The sequence below is a fragment of the Streptomyces profundus genome (assembly GCF_020740535.1).
In the GTDB taxonomy this organism is placed as follows: Bacteria; Actinomycetota; Actinomycetes; order Streptomycetales; family Streptomycetaceae; genus Streptomyces; species Streptomyces profundus.
This window is the reverse complement of the sequence record NZ_CP082362.1, coordinates 4133740-4151205: the sequence shown is the minus strand read 5'-3', so window position 1 is coordinate 4151205 and position 17466 is coordinate 4133740. Positions and strand designations below refer to the sequence as shown.

Genomic DNA, 17466 nt, shown 5'->3' with positions numbered 1-17466 from the left:
GGGGAGGCATGGATGGGCAGGAGTCGTCGAACCATTCCAGAGGAGCTGCTGCTTCTCGCTTTGGACCCGACCACGGGTACCACGGCGCAGCCGCAGTCTCTCGACCTCGGCCTGGCCGGGGCCCAGCTCGTCGAGCTGGCCTTGGCGGGCCGGATAGCCCCTGATGGGGACCGAATAGCCGTGGTGTTGCCACGGCCGACCGGAGATCCCACGCTGGACTCCGCTCTGGAGCTGCTGCGCAGGCGTGGCTCTCCGGTGCGCGCTGTCCACTGGATCGGCGGGCCCAGGCTTGGGCTCCGCCAGACGTATCTCTCGCATCTGGAACGCTGCGGCATGGTGCACGCGGTGGAGAACCACATGTGCGGAGTGCTGCCGACGACCAGGTATCAGGCAACCGATACCGCCGTCAGCAGGCAGATCCGGGCTCGGCTGGACACCGCGATCCGCACCGGAACACCACCGGACGCCAGAACGGCCGCCCTCGCGGCCCTGGCGCACTCGGTAGGACTCGGCAAACACCTGTATCCCGGCAACGAGGGGCGGTCGTCGCGCTCCCGGCTCCGGGATCTGATCCGGCACGATCCCATGGGTGGGCTGGTCGCTCACGCTGTCATGGACGTGCAGAACGGGGTGGCGGGGCAGGCCGCCGCCGCACGGCGCTCGCAGCCCGCGAGTCCCGGCGCACGCGCCCCCGTGCGCGCGCCGGCGACTGCGGCAATGAGCGTGGTCGGTCAGTCACCACAGGTTTCCGAGCAGAGCAGGCGGAGAGGAGTGACGCGAGCCGCGGTACGTCCTTCGCTGTCGCACTAGCTCTTCCCATGTGACCGCACCGGGAGCCGCATAGCGAGCACGGGGTGTGGCGGCGGGAGCGCGAAGCTCCTGTCGGCCACACCCCGTGCTCGCGAATGAGCACCCTCTGTCGCGAAACCCCAGCGGACGTACCGCGCTCGGTGGCAATCTGCTTGGCAGCGGCGATCACGGTGATCGCCCCCATCGACGGAGGGACTTCAGTGGCGGGCAACGTCAATCCCACTGTTCGGCGACGCAGGCTGGGTCAGGAGCTGAGAAGGCTCCGCGAGGACCGGGGCATGACGGCCGAGGAGGTCGCCGACCGGCTGCTGGTCTCGCAGTCCAAGATCAGCAGGTTGGAGAACGGGCGGCGCAGCATCAGTCCGCGCGATGTGCGCGACCTCTGCGGGGTCTATGACGTCGAGGACGCGAAGCTGGTCGAGTCGCTGATGCAGATGGCGAAGGAGTCGCGCCAGCAGGGCTGGTGGCACGCGTTCGCCGAGTTGTCGCCGAGCTACAGCGTCTACATCGGTCTGGAGACCGACGCGTCCTCGCTGCGCGTCTACGAACCGCAGGTGGTGCCCGGCCTGTTGCAGACCGCGCCCTACGCCGCCGCCGTCATATCCGGGGCACTGCCCGAGGTCGGGGAGGACGAGGTGCGCAGCCGGGTGCAGGTGCGGATGCGCCGACAGGAACGCATCTGGGAGGACCGCACGCCGTTACGCCTGTGGGCGGTGGTGGACGAGTCGGTGCTGCGCCGGGCGATCGGCGGTGCGGCGACCATGGCGGAGCAGCTGCGGAAGCTGGAGGAGAGTTCCCGGCTCCCCCACGTCACGCTCCAGGTCATGCCCTTCTCCGCCGGCGCGCACCCCGGCGTGAACGGGCAGTACACCATCCTGGAGTTCTCCGAGGCCGCCGATTCCACGGTGGTCTATCTGGAGGGCGGCACCAGCGATCTCTATCTGGAGAAACCGCATGATGTGCAGCACTACAGCATCATGTACGAACATCTCCGCGCCCAGGCGTACAGCCCGGAACAGACCCGGCGCTTCATCCTCCAGCTCGCCCAGGACTTCGACGAGCAGCAGAGGTGACCGCCGACGTGGCGGGGCCAGCCCCATGCCCCGCCCTCTGCCGCCTCCGCCCGGAAAAGCAGACCAGCCTACACCTCAACTGGACTATTCCTGGGGCAAGTTGAGAACAAGTCACTCGGTTGGATGAAACCAGGGGGGTACCCGGCCGGGTGGCCAGTACGGTCACGGCGTTCCCTATCGAACGTCGAGAACCGGAGCGGACATGGCAGCGGACATGGCAGCAGGCATGACGATGGATGACGACAGGACCCGTACCTGGATCAGGTCCTCGCACTCGGCCGGGGAGGGCGCCTGCGTCGAGGTGCGCTGCCGGGACAGAGGACTGCTCGCGGTGCGGGATTCCAAGGTTCCCGCCGGGCCCCGCCTCGGCTTCCCGGTGGCGACCTGGTCGGCCTTTGTGGACGGGGTGCATCGGCCGGGGCCCCGCCTGGACTGACCCGCTCGCCATCACGGGCCGCGGCTCGGGAGAGCGTGGCCTTGGCGTTGGCGTTGGCGGGACTCTGGAGCTGTGGGGCTGCGAGACGTCGTGGGGCCGGTGGGGACGGGGGGCCGTGGGGACGGGGGGCCGTGGGGACGGGGGGCCGTGGGGACGGGGGGACGCCCGCACGCGCGGCGGCTGGCACCGCCGGCGGGTGTCCCGGGCGCCGGGGGAGGCGCCGAGTCCGTGGGACGGCGCGATGGCGGGGCAGCCGGGATGCGCCTACCCTGGCGGGCAGGGAGGTGTTATGCCCCAGTCATCCGAATCACCCGAATCAAGCGAGTCAGGCGGATCGGAGGAGCGACGCCACACGGAGCTCCCCACGCCCGACCGCAAGCTGCACACTGGTGCCGAGGGGCCCGTGGACCCGGAGGACCTGGTGCGACTCAGCGGGCGGGAACCCACGCCCGAGCTGCTCGAAGAGGCCAGGCAGCTGCTGGCGGAAGAGGGCCCCTCCGCCATCGAACGCTATCTGCCCTAGCCCTTCGGCCCTCTGGGCCCCGCCGCCGTCCGCGCGCCGCGGGCGCGGCGCGCGGACGGCGGAATGAACCGTCGCGCGTCCTGGTTGGCGCCTTGGGGAGCGGCGTCTGCCCTCCCCTGTGACCGCCGAGACCGGGAGGCGAACAGCGTGGCCGTGGGCAAGGATTCCGTGGACCAGGGCTCCGTGGACAGGGCCGAGATCAGAGGCGTACGGCGCGGACGGGCGCCCGTCCCCCTGTCCGTGCTCGACCTGGCCACGGTCGGCAGCGGCCACACCGCGACGGAGGCGCTGCGCGCCGGCATCGAGCTGGCGCGGGCGGCCGAGCGGCGCGGCTTCCACCGCTTCTGGGTGGCCGAACACCACTCGATGCCAGGGGTGGCCAGCTCGTCGCCCGCGGTGATCCTGGCACACCTCGCCGCGCACACGGAGCGCATCCGTCTCGGCTCGGGCGGCGTGATGCTGCCCAACCACGCGCCCCTGGTGATCGCCGAACAGTTCGGCACCCTGGAGGCGTTGGCGCCGGGGCGGATCGACCTCGGCCTCGGGCGCGCGCCAGGAAGTGACGGCGCGACGGCTGCGGCGCTGCGCCGGGGGCGCGTGGACGGCGCGGACGAGTTCCCCAGCCAGCTGGCCGAGTTGATCCGTTTCCTGGACGACGACTTCCCCGACGGGCACCCCTACAGTCGGGTGCACGCGGTGCCGGGGCCGGTGCAGAGCCGTGGCCCAGGAGGCGTGCAGTCGGCCGCCAGGCCGCCGGTGTGGCTGTTGGGCTCCTCGGGGTTCAGCGCCGAACTGGCCGGCCGGATGGGGCTGCCGTTCGCCTTCGCCCACCACTTCTCGGCCGCGCACACCATCCCGGCGCTGGAGCTCTACCGCGCTTCGTTCCGGCCGTCCGACGTGCTCGACGAGCCGTACGCGCTGATCGGGGTGTCAGCGCTGGCCGCCGACGACGCGGCCAGCGCCCAGGCGCAGGTCCTCACCAGCGCGCTGTCCATGATCCGGCTGCGCACCGGCCAGGCAGGGCTGGTACCCACCCCGGAGGAGGCCGCGGCCCACACGTTCAGCCCGGTCGAGCGGGACTTCGTCGACGGCTGGCTCGCCAACATCGTCTATGGCACCCCGGAGATGGTGACCAAGGGGTTGGACGAGTTGGCGGAACGCACCGGGGCGCAGGAGCTGATGATCACGGGGAACGCGCACACGGCGGAGGTCAGGGCGCGCAGTTACGAACTGATCGCCGACGCCTACGAGTTGCCCACCTCCTGACCTCCTCCTGACCTCCTGACCGGCGGTCTCGCGGTGCGCGTGCCCCCGGGCTCGGCCGGCGATCGCGCGCGGATCGATGCCCTTACCTGTGGCATATGCCGGGCGGACGGTCTCCGCCGTCGAACGGAGGCGGAGACCGTCCGCCCCGGGGGTCGCCCGCGTTGGCCGCACCGGTCCTGGGTCGGCCCCCCGGGGGCGGGGGCCACCGCCTCGCGGCGCGGAGGGCGCCCCGGTACCGGTGTCATCCCGGTCGGAAGTCGCCAGAAGAGTCGGCCGGCCGGCAGCGACTTCGACCGCTCCGACCAGCGACGACCACCGGCGGGGGTGCGCCGGCGCACGTTCTCCGTCCTGTGCGCACGCAACCGCGCCCCGAGCGCGCGCTCGGGCGGGACGCGGCGGAGACGGAGCGGGCACAAAGCGGGAGAAGGACGGGAACGGGGTGGGAAACGCGCCCGGAAGATGGCGGAGCCGGTGCGGGGCATATGCCGCTGTGTTGAAAGTGTGAGACGCAATTGCATCTGGCATCTCGCTGATTGGATGGTGTTCGTACCAGGGGATTCCCCGCGCTCAACTCCCACCCTCAGGAGAAGCCATGAGCACCAGCAGTACCGAACCCGCGGCGGCACCACAGGAGTCGCCCCCCGCCTCCGAGCCGCCGGACGCCCGACCGTCGCTGAGCGAACGACTGGAAGAGGTGAACCGCCTGTCCGATCTCGACCGGCGGATGAAGGGGTTGGGCCAGCAGCGCTGACGGCCCCGCCGCTCCCGTCGTCAACGCCCCGAGCCCGCCGGGGACCGCAAGCCCTCCAACAACCGCGCCAGGGCGGCCCGCGCGTCCGCGAGGTCCTCGGAGCGCTCCGATGAGGCCAGCCACAGAGCCGTCTCGTTCATGGCCCCGGAGAGCAGACTTGCCAGGGGCGCCACCGGCTGTCGGGGGATCTCCCCCGCTTCGATCGCCTCCGCGAGGGCCTCGGAGAGATGCCGTGCGGATGTCGCCTCGTCCAGCGCGCGCCATTCGTTCCACCCCAGGACCGCCGGGCCGTCCACCAGCATGACGCGCTGCACCTCGGGGTCGGCGCTCGCGTCGAGGAACGCGGCGCAGCCGGCGGTGAGTTGGCCCCAGGCGCCGGACCGCTCCTCAGCGCGCTGGGCCACGCGCTCCGCCACCTCCTGCTGCACCTGTTCCAGCACGGCGCGGAACAGCGCGGCCTTGCCGTCGAAGTGGTGGTAGAGCGCCCCCTTGGTCACCCCGGCCGCGCGCACCACCTCGGAGAGGCCCACCGCGCCATATCCCCGCGCGGCGAAGAGTGCTCGGGCCTCGCGGAGCAGGGCCGTCCTCGTCTCGGCGCGCCGACGCGCGCGCACCCCTTCGCGCGCCCCCGCGTTCGCGCCCTCGTTCGCCACGCTCACCTCCAGTTGGCATACCGGCGGTATGCCAGTAGGCTCATTTCACATACCAACGGTACGTGAAAACCAAGTCGAGGAGCGCTCATGACCACCCCCGAGTCCGCGACCATCCCGCTGACCAGCTTCTATCCAGTGATCTGCACCGAGGATCTGGCCGCTTCCCGTCACTTCTACACCGAACTCCTGGGCTTCGAGGTCACGTTCGCCGCCGACTGGTACGTCAGCCTGCGCCATCCGGGGGCGCGGCCCTGGGAACTGGCCCTGCTCGACCACCAGCACCCCACGCTGCCGGCCGCGTACCGCACGCCGGCGCGCGGGCTGCTTCTCAACCTGGAGGTGCCCGACGTCGACGCGGAGTGGCGGCGACTGGTGCTCGACGGTGGGCTCACCCCCGAACTCACGTTGCGCGACGAGGACTTCGGGCAGCGCCACTTCATCGTGGCCGATCCGGGCGGGGTGCTGATCGACGTGATCACCCCGATTCCGGCCAGCGACGCCTACGCCGAGCAGTACGTCACGGCCCCCTGATCCCAAACGGCCCGCGGCGCCCCCCGCCGCCTACTGCTCGAAGACCACCGTCACGGGGGCGTGATCGCTCCACCGCTCGGGATGGCTGGGGGCACGCTCGACAAGCGCCTTGACGGCCCGCCCGGCCAGCCCCGGCGTCGCCATCTGGTAGTCGATCCGCCAGCCGGTGTCGTTGTCGAAGGCGCGCCCCCGGTAGGACCACCAGCTGTAGGGGCCCTCCTGGTCCGGGTGGAGGGCGCGGACCACGTCGGTGTATCCGCCTTCCTCGCCCAGCACCCGGGAAAGCCATGCCCGCTCCTCGGGCAGGAAGCCGGAGCTCTTCCGGTTGCCCCGCCAGTTCCTGAGGTCCGCCTCCTGGTGCGCGATGTTCCAGTCCCCGCAGACCAGCGCCTCACGGCCACCGGCGGCTGACGTCGAGCGCAGTGCCACCAGGTAGTCGAGAAAGGCCGCCATGAAGCGCTCCTTCTCCTCCTGCCGAGGCGTGTCCACCTCGCCGGACGGCAGATAAAGACTGGCCACCGTCACCCCGGGCAGGTCCACCTCCAGATAGCGGCCGGCGTCGGCGAACTCCGGGGCGCCGAAGCCGACCCGCACCGCCTCCGGCTCGCGGCGGGTCAGCACCGCGACCCCCGCGCGGCCCCGGGCGGCGGCCGGCGCGTAGAAGGCGTACCACCCGGCGGGACGGCAGACCTCCTCCGCCAGCTGGGCCTCCTCCGCCCGCACCTCCTGGAGACAGACCACGTCGGCGGAGCAGCCGGCCAGCCACTCCAGATAGCCCTTCTTGGCTGCGGCCCGCAGTCCGTTGACATTGACGGTCGTCACGGTGAGCACGGATCTCTCGCTTTCTGTGCCCGAGTTCCTCTCCCGGACAACGCCCAGGACGAGGCACCGTAACAAACCTCACCCCCGCTGGCGAAGGACGATCTTCGCTGGTCGAGGCCACAGCCGACGGCGCCGTGCGAGGGCGGCCAGCTCAGGCGCAGGTGTCGAGCAACTGGCCGAGCACCTCCCGCTCGGGAGCCGTGACGGTGAGCTCGTAGTGATGCTTGACCTGGGTCCAGGCCCGGCCGTACACGCAGTGGAACTCCTCGGCGTCCGGCAACCAGGTGTCCGGGCCCTGGTCTCCCTTCGCGCGGTTGCTGCGGGCGGTGACCGCGAGCAACTGCGGGCCGGTGAGATCGTTGGCGAACACCTCGCGTTCCTCGTCGGTCCAGACGTCCGCGCCGGAACGCCAGGCATTGGCCAGCGGGACCATATGGTCGATATCCACCTCACCCGCCTCGCCGACCGTGACATCGTCGTAAGGGCTCAGCCAACTGCCGGCCGTCGGCTGGCAGTCGTCGTCGACCTCGACCCCCTGGCCGTCGCGACGGAGCACCTGCTGGCGGACCGTGCAACCGTCCGTGCTCGTCCAGTGCCGGAAGCGGTCGCGGGAGTATCCGTCCATCGCCGCCGGCTCCGCCTCGACGAGCTCCGCCAGCTGATCCCGTGCCGCCGCCTCGTCCGGCAGGCCGGGCAACTCCAGGGTCGCCTCGGGGGAAGGCGCCGGCTCGTCGTCCAGCGACTCCGGGTCCGAAGCGGTCTCGCAGCCCGCTATGAGGACCAGGGGGCCCAGCGCCGCAACCGCCACCGTGGTCAACCAACTTCGCCGTCCCATGCCCCAAGCCTCCCAGCCGTCGCCCACGCGGAGCTTTCCCCGTTTGGCGCACCGTATCGCCTGTGGGGGAACACACCCGCGGGCAACTGGTGTTCAAACCGGCTCGTGATCGGACGCGGGGGCGCGCCCGCGCCGGGTGAGCGCCCTTCGCGCCGGCGGCAGCCCCCCTCCGGGAGCGCGGGGCCGTGCCCCCTCCCCGCCGAAGAGCCGTAGATAGCCGAGCGCGGCACCGGCCACCAGCAGCGGCCAGAGCAGGTAGTACCCCGTCATCAACAGCAGCGCCACCACGGCCACCAGGGACACCAGGGCCGACCACCAGCCGGCGCCACGGGACGGCAACAGCCGGAGCGCGGCGGCGACCCCCACGGCGTAGACCGTCACGAACATGCCGGTGGTCATCAACACCAGAGGCTTGGGCCCCACATCGGCCCACAGGACCCCGCCCAGGCACAGCAGGGTCAGCGCGGCGACCAGGGTGAGGCTGCGCCGTGGCACCTCGCCGGCTGCCGCGCCCCGGCCCAGGGGCACCGGCAGCGCGCCGTCCCTGGCCAGGGCCGCGCCAAGGTTGGCCGAGCTGGCGAAGTAGGTGTTGATGACGCCGAAGGTGAGCAGCATGGCCACCAACGCGGCCAGGGTCATGGCGGAGCCACCGAGGCCGTGCTCCATCAAGTCCCCCAACGGGGCCCGCGAGGTGGCCGCTTCGGAGCCGAGCACGGTGATCACCGCGAAGGCCAGGGAGAGATAGAGCAGACCGATCAGCACCACCGCGGCGGCGGTCGCGCGGGGGAGGTCCCGCTCCGGTCGCCGGAACTCGCCGGCCAGATGCGTGATCGCCTCCCAGCCGGCGAAGCTCCACACGAGCAGGGTGGCGGCCGAGCCGATGGCCGCCCAGCCGTTCGGCGCGAAGGGGGTGAGATTCTCCAGCCGAGCCTCGGGCAGCGAGAGCAGCACCGAGCCGAGCAACAGGGCGGCGAGCAGAGCCGCGAGCACCAGCTGGATCCGCCCGGTGAGCCGCAGCCCGACCGCGTTGGCCGCGATCACAGCCACCATCAGGCCCATCGCCGCGCCCGCCGTGGCCGCGCGCCCGCCGCCAAGGGCCGCCGAGACATAGTCCCCGAAGAACAGCGCCGCAGCCGTCGCCCCCGGGGGCACCGCGAAGTAGAAGCACCAACCGACGACGGCAGCCGCGCGGTCGCCGAAGGCCACCCTGGCGTAGGTGGAAACGCCGCCCGCGTCCGGATAGCGGGCCCCCAGCGCGGCGAAGGCACCGGCCAGCGGCGCGGAGAGCAGCACCAGCGCCAGCCAGGCCAGCAGCGAGGCGGGACCGGCCGCTTCGGCTGCGAGCGCGGGCAGCGCGATCACCCCCGTGCCCAGCACGGCACCCACACACATCCCCGTGCCCTGGGTCATGCTCAGTCGGCCCGCAGGAGCCCGGACTTCGCTCTGTTCCGCAGTCATGGGGACAGCCTTCTGCCGCACCTCCGGCGCGACCAGTGGCAGAAACGGCGACCAGCGCTAAATTCCTGCCATGGCCGAGTTCTCCGAATTCCAGGGATCCCCCGGACCCCCCGGATCCTCCCCGCTCACGCCCTCCCACCGCGCCCCGGGCCGCCGGCGCCGTCCCCAGCGGCATGTCGTGGCGCTGGCCGTCACGGACGGCACTCCGGACTTCGAACTGGCCGTTCCCTGCGAGGTGTTCGGGCTGGATCGCAGCGATCTGGCGGACCCGTGGTACGAGCTGCGGCTCTGTGCCGGAGAGCCCGGCGAACTGCGCACCGCCAACGGGCTGATCGTGCCCACCTCGCATGGTCTGGAGAGCCTCACCGAGGCCGACACCGTGGTGGTCTCCGCATGCTCCAGAAGCCGTCAGCTCGAACCGCCCGGGGAGCTGGTGGCGGCCGTGCGCGAGGCGCACCGCCTCGGCCGCCGCGTGGTCTCTCTCTGCGCCGGCGCCTACGTGCTGGCCGCCGCCGGCCTGTTGGACGGCCGCAGGGCCACCACGCACTGGATGAACGCCACGGACTTCGCCCACCGCTACCCCGCCGTGGACTTCGACCCGGCGCCGCTCTACATCGACGAGGGCGACATCCTGACCTCGGCGGGCACCGGCTCCGTCATCGACCTCTGTCTGCACCTCGTACGCGGCGACCTGGGCTCGGCGGTGGCCAACGAGGTGGCCCGCCGGATGGTGGTCCCGCCGCACCGGGAGGGCGGGCAGATCCAGTACGCCACGCCCCGGGTGCGCGTCAGGGCCGGCAGCGGTGGGCTCGCCCCGGTCCTGGACTGGGCGAGACAGCGCCTCGACCAGCCGCTCACGGTGTCCCGGCTGGCCCGGGTCGCCGGCCTGAGCGAGCGCACCTTCGCGCGCCGCTTCCGCGACACGCTGGGCACCACCCCGCTGCGCTGGCTGTCTCAGGAACGCGTGCGCCTGGCACAGGAGTTGCTGGAGACGACGGACGCGTCGGTGGAGACGATCGCGCACCGGGCCGGTTTCGGCACCGCGCCCAATCTCAGGCACCACTTCCGGCGCACCACCACCGTCTCCCCCGCCACCTACCGGCATGTCTTCCGGCACCGCGCGGCCCAGCCGCGCCCCCCGGGGCCGCACTGACCACGCCCAGCGGAAGAACCGGCGAACAGCCGACGAACGGGGATCCGACCCTCGGCACCAGCGGAACCGACCTCCCATGACTGACTCCTCTCAGTAGGCCACCCTTAACGCTGCGTAGTCAACCAGCACCCACTGACAATCGCCGCGCCCCGGGCGGACCAGCGGCTCAACTGAACGGGCCACCCGGCTGGCGGCGCCCGGCACCTGCGGGGACGCTGAGGCTCGGGAGGAGGTGTGCCGTGGCGCGCAGCGCGGACCAGCTCGCGGTGGTGGCACTGGACACCGTCCCCGCCAGGGACCCGAAGGTGGTCGGCGGAAAGGCGGCGCACCTGTCCCGAGCGCACGCGTCGGGCCTGCCGGTGCTACCCGGGTTCGTGCTGGTCACCCCCGAGTTGGCGCCCGCCAGCGCGCCAAGGGGCGTGGAACAGATCAAGCGCGCCTGCGCGGAGTTGGGCGCGCCGGCGCTCGTGGTGCGTTCGTCGGCCGTGGGCGAGGACTCCGAAGGCTCCTCCATGGCCGGCCGATTCACCTCCGTGCTGAACGTGCGCGGCTGGCCGGCGTTGCGGGACGCGGTCCACCGCGTGCTCGGCTCGGGCGGCGAGAACTCAGCCGTCGAGAACGCGGCCGGCGGGAACCCGGCAGGCGCGAACCCGGCAGGGAGGGAGGGCGCCATGGCCGTCCTGGTGCAGCCCATGCTGAAGGCCACGGTCGGCGGGGTGGTGTTCGGCGCCGACCCGGTGGCCGGGCGCAGGGACCGCATCGTGGTCAGCGCCGTGGCCGGAGGGCCCGAGAAGCTCGTCGACGGCTCGCGTCAGGACATGCGCTACCAGCTCACCCGACGCGGGAGGCTGGTCGGACGGGAGCCGGCGAAGGCGCCCGACGCCCGGCTGCTCGATCGACGTCGACTCCGTCGTCTGGCCCGCCTCGCCCGTCGCGCCGAGCGGGTGGGGAAGGCGCCCCAGGATCTGGAGTTCGGCTTCGACTCGACCGATCGGCTGTGGCTCTTCCAGACGCGCCCGATCACCGCGATGGCCACAGCACCGGCCCGGGGCGCGCGGTTGCTGGGCCCAGGGCCCGTGGCCGAGACCTTTCCCGCGGTGCTCCAGCCCCTGGAGGAGGACCTCTGGGTGGAGCCGATGGCCCATGGTCTGGCTCGGGCACTGGACATCGCGGGCACCGTGCCGCGCCGGGTGCTGCGCGACTGTCCCGCCGTGCTCACCGTCGACGGGCGCGCCGCCGCGGATCTGCGACTTCTGGGCACGGTGGGGCCGCCCCACCCGGGGCTCCAGTTCCTGAACCCGGCGCCCGGCGCCCGCCGGGCCGCCGCCGCCTGGCGCACCGGACGACTCCGCACGGCGCTGCCCCTGCTCGCCTTGGACCTGATGGCGGACGTCGACCGCGAGTTGGCCGGGCTCCCCGCGCCCTCGGAGCTGCTCACCGGCCAATTGATCAACGCGTTGTGCTGGGGGCGCAGCGCGCTGGTCGCGCTGCACGCCCTGGAATCCCTCGCCGGCGCGTTGCTCAGCGAGGGGCGGGGCTCCACCGCCACCGGTGAGGCGTTGGCGCTCCTCTCGGAACGCCGGGCGCGCGACGCGCCCCGACCGTCCGACGACGTTCGTCTGATCGCCGAGAACCCGGTGCTCCTGGCACTGCTGCCCCCCTCCCTGACGCCCGGGGCCGGACTGCCCGAAGTCGCACGGCTGACGGCGGCTCCCCGAGGAGTCGGCGCGTTACCGCCCAGGGAGGGCCTGCGGTTGCGCTCCCGGTGGGTGCAGGAGATGCAGGCGCGCGTGGTGCGGGAGTGCGCGGCGCGTTGGGGGGCGGCCGGCTATGAGAACGCGCTGGTGCGCGCCTCCTCCCTGCGCTGGCCCGAGCTGCTCGCCGCGCTCGACGGCGGCGGGCCGCCCGGCGGCGACCCCAGGAAGCCTCGCCCCTGGGCTCCTGAACTCCCGGCGGCCTTCCGGCTGTCCCCACGAGGCGAGCCCGTGCCGGAACGGCTTGGCGACGCCGATGGCGGCGAGCCGCCTGGGGAGGGTGCGAGTGGCGGCTTCGGCAAGGGAGTGGCCTGGGACGGTACGGGAGAGCCGCCGCCGAGAGCGGTGCTGGTGGTGCGCAGCCTCGACCCGGCGCTCGCGCCACGCCTGCCCGGCCTTGCCGGCCTGGTGGCGGAGAGCGGCAGCGCGCTCTCCCATCTGGCGGTGCTGGCCAGGGAGTACCGGGTGCCGGCCGCCGTGGGCGTTCCGCACGCCGTGGAGCGGTTTCCGCCGGGGACCGAACTGTCCGTCGATGGCACCACGGGAACGGTGACTCGATGAAAGCCCTGCATTACGCCGTCTATCTGCTCGCCGGTGTGGCCGCCGCCGGAGCGGCGCTCTATCTGGTGGTCTATCTCTATCGCTGGGAATGGCAACGTGCTCTGTTGTGCGGGGTGTTGCTGTTGGTCATCGAGTTGCTTCTGGTGGGAACCGTGGTATTGGCCCGGCTGGGGCGGCTCGATCGACGGATCACCGCCTCGCACGCGCGCGGCGAAGAAGTGCTGCGGCGGCTTGAGCAGTCACGCGCCGAGGGACCGACCCGTTTCCGCTGGCTGAACGAGGGCGACCGGGGAGTGATGGTCTTCGTCCCGGTGTTGATGGCGACGGGCGCCGCGCTCTCCGGACTGGCGCTGCTGGTGCAGAAGGTCGCCTCCGCGAGTGTGCGCCCCGGCGCCGAACGTCGGCTCGCCGGACGGTTGGCCAGCCTGGCGGCGCCGCCGGGCGGGATCTGTGGCAACGGCCCCTGGCCGGCCGAGGAGCCGCCCGTTCCACCGGCCCGCCCCCGCCGCGGAGCGCTGGCCGTAGCCGGCGTCGTGGTGGTGGCACTGGCGGGAACACTGCTGGTCAAGGCGATCTCCGACGCCACCCAGACGCGCGGCGCCGATGTCCCGGACGCTGCGGCGACCACCGTGGTCTTCCAGATCGAGGTGGGCGGCACCGAAGACACCACGGCCTACCCACAGGCTGCGGACGCGCTCTGGGAGACCTGCCGCCGGGCCATCTCCGCGCCGCGCCAACACGGGGTGCTCGGCCGGCTGGAGGACGACGTCTTCGTGGGCGTGCTGCGGCCCCCGCTGGCGGCGCACGACATGCGACGCCTGCACGGCTGTCTCAGCGATGCCACCAGCGATCGCACGGTGGCCCACGTTCTCGGTCGGGGGCAGGCCACTTCCGAGGAGCATTAGCCGCTCGATCTCCACAGCCCCACTCGATCTCCACGGCCCCGCTCGATCTCCGCGGCCCCAAACGGAATTCGCCAACGCCTCGCCGGCACCTCGAAAGGCGAGGCCGAAAGAATCCGGCTGGCCACACGGAGGATCGACGGAAACGATCGACGGAAAGATCGAATACCGCTGTTCGGGAAGCGGATCAAGCGCTGACCTCGCTCGCTGGACAGGCGGCGGGATTCCATGGTGGGGTGCCGGACAAACGGCTTCGGATATGTGACCACGCCCCATGGGTGTCTTCTCATTCCGTCATGGACGCCTCTTTCCACTTCCTGAATTGCCCAGCCCTTTCGCTGTCTCTCGACCTATCCGGTGGTGATCTCGTGTCGGCTCCTCCCGAGGTGTTGCCCGCCCCCGCCCAGCCGGGCGGGCCCGCCAAGCGCCCCTGGCCTCGTCGTGCCCTGCGGGTGCTGGGTCTGATCGCGATCGGCTATCTCGGCCTCTGGTTGACCTCGGTGCTGGGGATGCTCGGCGCGCACGCCTGGGCCGGACAGCATCAGCCCAGGGGGGAGCGCATCACCGGTATCGACAACTTCCTGGCCGTGGACGACGACCTCTGGCGCGGGTCGGCGCCGAGCGAGGACGGCTACGAGCAACTGGCCGGGCGGGGCGCGCACACCGTGGTCGACCTGCGGGCCGAGAACCTCTCCCCGGAGGAGTTGGCCCGTCCCGAGGCCGCCGGGCTCAACGTCGAACGCATGCCGATCCGGGACGGGCAGACCCCCACGAACGAGCAGGTGGACCGCTTTCTGCGCATCGTGGACGCGGCACCCGGCCCGGTCTATGTGCACTGCGGAGCAGGCGTGGGCCGCACCGGCTCGCTGACCTCGGCCTATCTGGTGCACACCGGGCAGGCGTCGTCCCGGGAGGCCGCCGTGCGCACTCTCGCCGTGGGGCCGCCCTCGATCGAGCAGGTGTACTACATCCTGACCTCGGGCGATCTGCGAGCCGACCAGCCGCCCGCGGCCGTGGAAGCGGTCAGCCGCCTGCTGGACGCCCCACGCCGGATCAACTCCTCGCTCTCCCTCTTCTGAGTCCTTCTCGGACGTCTCCTCTGACCCGCCCTCCGAGGCCGGCACTGTCTCGACCCTCAACTCAAGCCCCCTTCGTGACCCTCAGTGATGAGAATGTCAGACCCCTCTGACACACTGCTACGCATGGTGACCGAGAGAAGCCCGCTACGGGCCTATATCGACGGCTGGCGACACCACGATGTGGCGGCGGTGCTTGGAGAGTTGACGGATGACTGCGTGGTGGTGGAGTGCTATGGCCCGGTGTATCGGGGCCTTCCTCGGGTGGAGCAGTGGATGCGCACCTGGCTTGCCGCCGGTGGCACGGTGGACGGCTGGGAGGTCACCTCGGAGGGCGTGGCCGGTGAGCTGCTGGTCGCCGAATGGCGTTTCTCCTGCACCTGGCAGGGCTCGGCGGCCACCTTCGAGGGGGCCACCGTCGCCGAGCTGCGAGGCCGACGGATCAGCCGTCTCCGGGAGTACGAGACCTCCGCGCCGCTCTACGACTGGGAGGGCAGTTGGCGCGAATGAGACGTCCCCGGGGGGTGCGGCGCGAGCCTGTCGGGGTGAGAGGGCCGCTCCGGGTCAGCGGGCGTCGGGTCGCTCGCGACTTCCCCGGAGCAGGCCGGGGTCCGGATCCGCGATGACGCGGCTGGGATCGACGCCCGCGTAGCGGGCGAGTGCCGGCACATCATGCCCCTGGAGCAACGGAAGGGCGTCGGCGAGGCGTTCGTCGGGCCATTCCCACCAGGCGATCCGCCAGAGCAGTTTGCGCGTGTGGGAGTCGAACCGGTGGCGCACCACCCGGTTGTCGCCGACCACCACGGCATAGGGCGGCACGTCCTTGGTGACCACGGCCCTGGCGCCGATGACCGCGCCGGTGCCTATCCGTACTCCGGGCATCACCACCGCCTCGTAGCCCATCCACACCTCGTGGCCGATCACGGTGTCCCCGGCGGGCGCCCAGGCGTCCGCGGCGCCGGAGAAGAAGTTGAAGGGGTAGGGCGTCACCGCGGTCATGTCGTGCCCGTGATTGCCCCCGAGCAGAAAGGAGACCCCGGAGGCGAACTGACAGAAGTTGCCCACGACCAGCTTGTCGAGTCGCTGCCCCCGGTGCACGTCCCGGTCGGCCGAGGCGTAGCGGACCCGGCGGGCGAAGCTCTCCCCGTGGTGGAACCCGCTGTACCAGGAGTGCCGGCCGTCGGCCAGTGCGATCAGCGCGTGCTCGGCCACTTCCGCGTCCGTGTCGAGACGCTGAACCTCGTTGTAGTCCGCGAAGTTGATGGAATTGGTGATCATCCGTGTGACGTTAACAAGCCAACGCCCGCCGTGCTGAGGGTTGGTACGGTGCCGGTTCCGAACGACGGCCCGCCGGTTGGGAGGGGCCGGGGGTGGTCGAGTCGGCGGGGCCGGCGCGAGCCTTTGGCGGAGGAGCGATTCGTCAGGGCGCCCGCCGGTCGTCCAGCCCGGTTTCCTTTGCCGTGGCGAGGGCCACCCGGTTCCACGCGTTGATGGACACGACCAGGGCGAGAAGCTGGCTCAGTTCGTCCTCGTCGAAGTGTCGGGCCGTCTCGGCGTAGACCGTGTCGGACACCCCGTCGTCCAGGCGGGTCACGGACTCGGTGAAGGCCAGTGCCGCCCGCTCCCGCTCGGTGAAGAAACGGCCCGCCTCGCGCCAGGCCGCGACCAGGGCGAGCCGCTCCGGGGACTCCCCCGCCCTGCTGGCGTCGGCGGTGTGCAGATAGAGGCAGTAGGCACAGCCGTTGATCTGGGAGGCACGTATCTGAACCAACTCGATCAGGGTGGCGTCCAGGCTCGTGCGAGCCGCCATCCCCAACTGGACAAGTGCCCGGCGGGCCTTGGGCAGGCTCCGGGCGAAGTCGATGCGTCCCCGCGCGGTGTCGCCGGTGCCGGCGCCGCCGGTGGTGGCGGTGCTGTCGGTCATGTCGGTGGTGCCCGTGTGCGTCATGCCTTCCACGCTAGGAGGCGATGCGGCCCAACGCCTGGTCCACTTCGACCCGGGAATCATGGGCCAGTTGACCGCATCCCACCGACGTCCCCCTGCTCCGACACCGGTCCGTCCGCCGCGCGCGCAACGAAGCACCGAACGCCCTGCCCTCTCCCGCCCCGGGCGAAGGACCGATGCCTACCCCGCCCACGAGCCCTCGACCAACGAGGGAGAACGTTGACATCGGACCGCCGCGCTCCTAACGTGGCCGCGTTTTCGCACCGCCCCGACGCCACGAACACCACACGGCGCCGACCGACCCGTAGCACTCGCCAGGGGACACGATGGACGCGACCGACCGCCTGCTCACCGCTCTGGCCGCCCAGCGGCTGCTGCCCGTGCTGCGCTCCACCGACGCGGCGGCGGCGGTCGACCGGACCAGGCGCCTGCTGGACGCGGGGTGCGAGGCGGTGGAGTTGACCACGTCCACCCCCGACTGGGCCGAGGCGCTGGCCACGCTGCGGGCGGAGGGCCGAGGCCAGTTGGGCGTCGGGACCATCAGCACCGCCGAGCAGGCCGAGTCCGCCGTGCGCGCCGGGGCCGACTTCCTGGTGACCCCCTTCCCCGCACCCGCCGTGCGCCCGGTGGCCGCCGAGGCCGGCGTGGTGCTGATCGAGGGCGGCTTCACCCCCGGCGAGATCGCGGACGCGGCCGGCCGGGGCCCCGCCAAGGTGTTCCCCGCCCATGTCGGCGGCCCCCGGTTCCTCTCCTCGCTGCGGGCAGTGCTGCCCGACGCCGTGCTGATCCCGACCGGCGGGATCTCCCTGGCCGAGGCACCGTCCTATCTGAAGGCCGGGGCCCTCGCCGTGGGCATCGGCTCGGGGCTCCCCGAGGAGCCCGACGAGTTGACCGCCGTCTTCCGCGACAGCTGATCC

At 71.9% G+C, this 17466-nt stretch carries 19 protein-coding genes; 13 read left to right on the top strand and 6 right to left on the bottom strand.

From position 1 onward, the window contains the following. Nucleotides 1–12 precede the first annotated feature (12 nt). From K4G22_RS18390 to K4G22_RS18365, 6 genes are all read left to right on the top strand, one after another. Complete coding sequence (locus K4G22_RS18390) at nt 13–810, top strand: GOLPH3/VPS74 family protein (protein WP_228081378.1); 798 nt, start codon at nt 13–15, stop codon at nt 808–810. A gap of 200 nt (nt 811–1010) precedes the next feature. Continuing rightward, nucleotides 1011–1883, top strand: a complete 873-nt coding sequence (locus tag K4G22_RS18385; protein ID WP_228081377.1) for a helix-turn-helix domain-containing protein — start codon at nt 1011–1013, stop codon at nt 1881–1883. Between the two features lie 202 nt (nt 1884–2085). Beyond that, a complete protein-coding gene (locus K4G22_RS18380) occupies nt 2086–2319 on the top strand; it encodes a DUF397 domain-containing protein (protein WP_228081376.1) in 234 nt (77 codons plus the stop codon). A gap of 289 nt (nt 2320–2608) precedes the next feature. After that, complete coding sequence (locus K4G22_RS18375; protein WP_228081375.1) at nt 2609–2842, top strand: hypothetical protein; 234 nt, start codon at nt 2609–2611, stop codon at nt 2840–2842. Nucleotides 2843–2989: 147 nt separating this feature from the next. After that, nucleotides 2990–4108: an LLM class flavin-dependent oxidoreductase gene (locus K4G22_RS18370; protein ID WP_425336717.1), complete on the top strand. Its 1119-nt coding sequence runs from the start codon at nt 2990–2992 to the stop codon at nt 4106–4108. Between the two features lie 592 nt (nt 4109–4700). Next, entirely contained in the window at nt 4701–4859 is a 159-nt protein-coding gene (locus tag K4G22_RS18365) for a hypothetical protein (RefSeq protein ID WP_228081374.1), read from the top strand. 20 nt (nt 4860–4879) lie between these two features. Here K4G22_RS18365 and K4G22_RS18360 read toward each other — a convergent pair whose 3' ends face one another. Further along, nucleotides 4880–5512 (bottom strand): TetR/AcrR family transcriptional regulator, encoded by a 633-nt coding sequence (locus K4G22_RS18360; RefSeq protein WP_228081373.1) that lies wholly within the window; start codon nt 5510–5512, stop codon nt 4880–4882. An 87-nt stretch (nt 5513–5599) separates the two neighbouring features. On the opposite strand from K4G22_RS18360, the gene K4G22_RS18355 reads away from it, so the two are divergent. After that, nucleotides 5600–6043, top strand: a complete 444-nt coding sequence (locus K4G22_RS18355; protein WP_228081372.1) for a VOC family protein — start codon at nt 5600–5602, stop codon at nt 6041–6043. A 30-nt stretch (nt 6044–6073) separates the two neighbouring features. Here K4G22_RS18355 and K4G22_RS18350 read toward each other — a convergent pair whose 3' ends face one another. The 3 genes from K4G22_RS18350 to K4G22_RS18340 all read right to left on the bottom strand — a co-directional run bounded on the left by K4G22_RS18350 (nt 6074) and on the right by K4G22_RS18340 (nt 9158). Continuing rightward, a complete protein-coding gene (locus K4G22_RS18350; RefSeq protein ID WP_228081371.1) occupies nt 6074–6874 on the bottom strand; it encodes an exodeoxyribonuclease III in 801 nt (266 codons plus the stop codon). Nucleotides 6875–7016: 142 nt separating this feature from the next. Further along, complete coding sequence (locus K4G22_RS18345; RefSeq protein ID WP_228081370.1) at nt 7017–7700, bottom strand: HNH endonuclease family protein; 684 nt, start codon at nt 7698–7700, stop codon at nt 7017–7019. Between the two features lie 93 nt (nt 7701–7793). Beyond that, nucleotides 7794–9158 carry an APC family permease gene (locus tag K4G22_RS18340; protein ID WP_228081369.1) on the bottom strand — a complete coding sequence of 455 codons (1365 nt, stop codon included), beginning with the start codon at nt 9156–9158 and terminating at the stop codon, nt 7794–7796. Between the two features lie 70 nt (nt 9159–9228). On the opposite strand from K4G22_RS18340, the gene K4G22_RS18335 reads away from it, so the two are divergent. The 5 genes from K4G22_RS18335 (at nt 9229) to K4G22_RS18315 (ending at nt 15114) form a co-directional block, all read left to right on the top strand. Further along, entirely contained in the window at nt 9229–10311 is a 1083-nt protein-coding gene (locus K4G22_RS18335; protein ID WP_228081368.1) for a helix-turn-helix domain-containing protein, read from the top strand. 239 nt (nt 10312–10550) lie between these two features. Beyond that, entirely contained in the window at nt 10551–12626 is a 2076-nt protein-coding gene (locus K4G22_RS18330) for a PEP/pyruvate-binding domain-containing protein (protein WP_228081367.1), read from the top strand. Continuing rightward, on the top strand, nt 12623–13531 hold the full coding sequence (locus K4G22_RS18325; RefSeq protein WP_228081366.1) for a hypothetical protein: 909 nt from the start codon (nt 12623–12625) through the stop codon (nt 13529–13531). The genes K4G22_RS18330 and K4G22_RS18325 overlap by 4 nt, the downstream gene beginning before the upstream one ends. 365 nt (nt 13532–13896) lie before the next feature. Further along, nucleotides 13897–14607 carry a fused DSP-PTPase phosphatase/NAD kinase-like protein gene (locus K4G22_RS18320; protein ID WP_228081365.1) on the top strand — a complete coding sequence of 237 codons (711 nt, stop codon included), beginning with the start codon at nt 13897–13899 and terminating at the stop codon, nt 14605–14607. A gap of 123 nt (nt 14608–14730) precedes the next feature. Beyond that, complete coding sequence (locus tag K4G22_RS18315; RefSeq protein ID WP_228081364.1) at nt 14731–15114, top strand: nuclear transport factor 2 family protein; 384 nt, start codon at nt 14731–14733, stop codon at nt 15112–15114. A 54-nt stretch (nt 15115–15168) separates the two neighbouring features. On the opposite strand, the gene K4G22_RS18310 is transcribed toward K4G22_RS18315, so the two are convergent. Both K4G22_RS18310 and K4G22_RS18305 read right to left on the bottom strand, forming a co-directional pair. Further along, entirely contained in the window at nt 15169–15882 is a 714-nt protein-coding gene (locus K4G22_RS18310; RefSeq protein WP_228081363.1) for a CatB-related O-acetyltransferase, read from the bottom strand. A gap of 142 nt (nt 15883–16024) precedes the next feature. After that, the gene (locus K4G22_RS18305; protein WP_228081362.1) at nt 16025–16552 is read right to left on the bottom strand and encodes a carboxymuconolactone decarboxylase family protein; all 528 of its coding nucleotides are present in this window, start codon (nt 16550–16552) and stop codon (nt 16025–16027) included. Between the two features lie 323 nt (nt 16553–16875). Here K4G22_RS18305 and K4G22_RS18300 point away from each other — a divergent pair, with 323 nt between their 5' ends. After that, entirely contained in the window at nt 16876–17463 is a 588-nt protein-coding gene (locus K4G22_RS18300; RefSeq protein ID WP_228081361.1) for a bifunctional 4-hydroxy-2-oxoglutarate aldolase/2-dehydro-3-deoxy-phosphogluconate aldolase, read from the top strand. Nucleotides 17464–17466: the final 3 nt, after the last annotated feature.

Bases quoted from the DNA above. Each gene is read 5' to 3' on its own strand.
- K4G22_RS18390 (WP_228081378.1), top strand. From the start codon at position 13: ATGGGCAGGAGTCGTCGAACCATTCCAGAGGAGCTGCTGCTTCTCGCT.
- K4G22_RS18380 (WP_228081376.1), top strand. From the start codon at position 2,086: ATGGCAGCGGACATGGCAGCAGGCATGACGATGGATGACGACAGGACC.
- K4G22_RS18375 (WP_228081375.1), top strand. From the start codon at position 2,609: ATGCCCCAGTCATCCGAATCACCCGAATCAAGCGAGTCAGGCGGATCG.
- K4G22_RS18365 (WP_228081374.1), top strand. From the start codon at position 4,701: ATGAGCACCAGCAGTACCGAACCCGCGGCGGCACCACAGGAGTCGCCC.
- K4G22_RS18355 (WP_228081372.1), top strand. From the start codon at position 5,600: ATGACCACCCCCGAGTCCGCGACCATCCCGCTGACCAGCTTCTATCCA.
- K4G22_RS18345 (WP_228081370.1), bottom strand. From the start codon at position 7,700: ATGGGACGGCGAAGTTGGTTGACCACGGTGGCGGTTGCGGCGCTGGGC.
- K4G22_RS18340 (WP_228081369.1), bottom strand. From the start codon at position 9,158: ATGACTGCGGAACAGAGCGAAGTCCGGGCTCCTGCGGGCCGACTGAGC.
- K4G22_RS18335 (WP_228081368.1), top strand. From the start codon at position 9,229: ATGGCCGAGTTCTCCGAATTCCAGGGATCCCCCGGACCCCCCGGATCC.
- K4G22_RS18325 (WP_228081366.1), top strand. From the start codon at position 12,623: ATGAAAGCCCTGCATTACGCCGTCTATCTGCTCGCCGGTGTGGCCGCC.
- K4G22_RS18315 (WP_228081364.1), top strand. From the start codon at position 14,731: ATGGTGACCGAGAGAAGCCCGCTACGGGCCTATATCGACGGCTGGCGA.
- K4G22_RS18310 (WP_228081363.1), bottom strand. From the start codon at position 15,882: ATGATCACCAATTCCATCAACTTCGCGGACTACAACGAGGTTCAGCGT.
- K4G22_RS18305 (WP_228081362.1), bottom strand. From the start codon at position 16,552: ATGACGCACACGGGCACCACCGACATGACCGACAGCACCGCCACCACC.
- K4G22_RS18300 (WP_228081361.1), top strand. From the start codon at position 16,876: ATGGACGCGACCGACCGCCTGCTCACCGCTCTGGCCGCCCAGCGGCTG.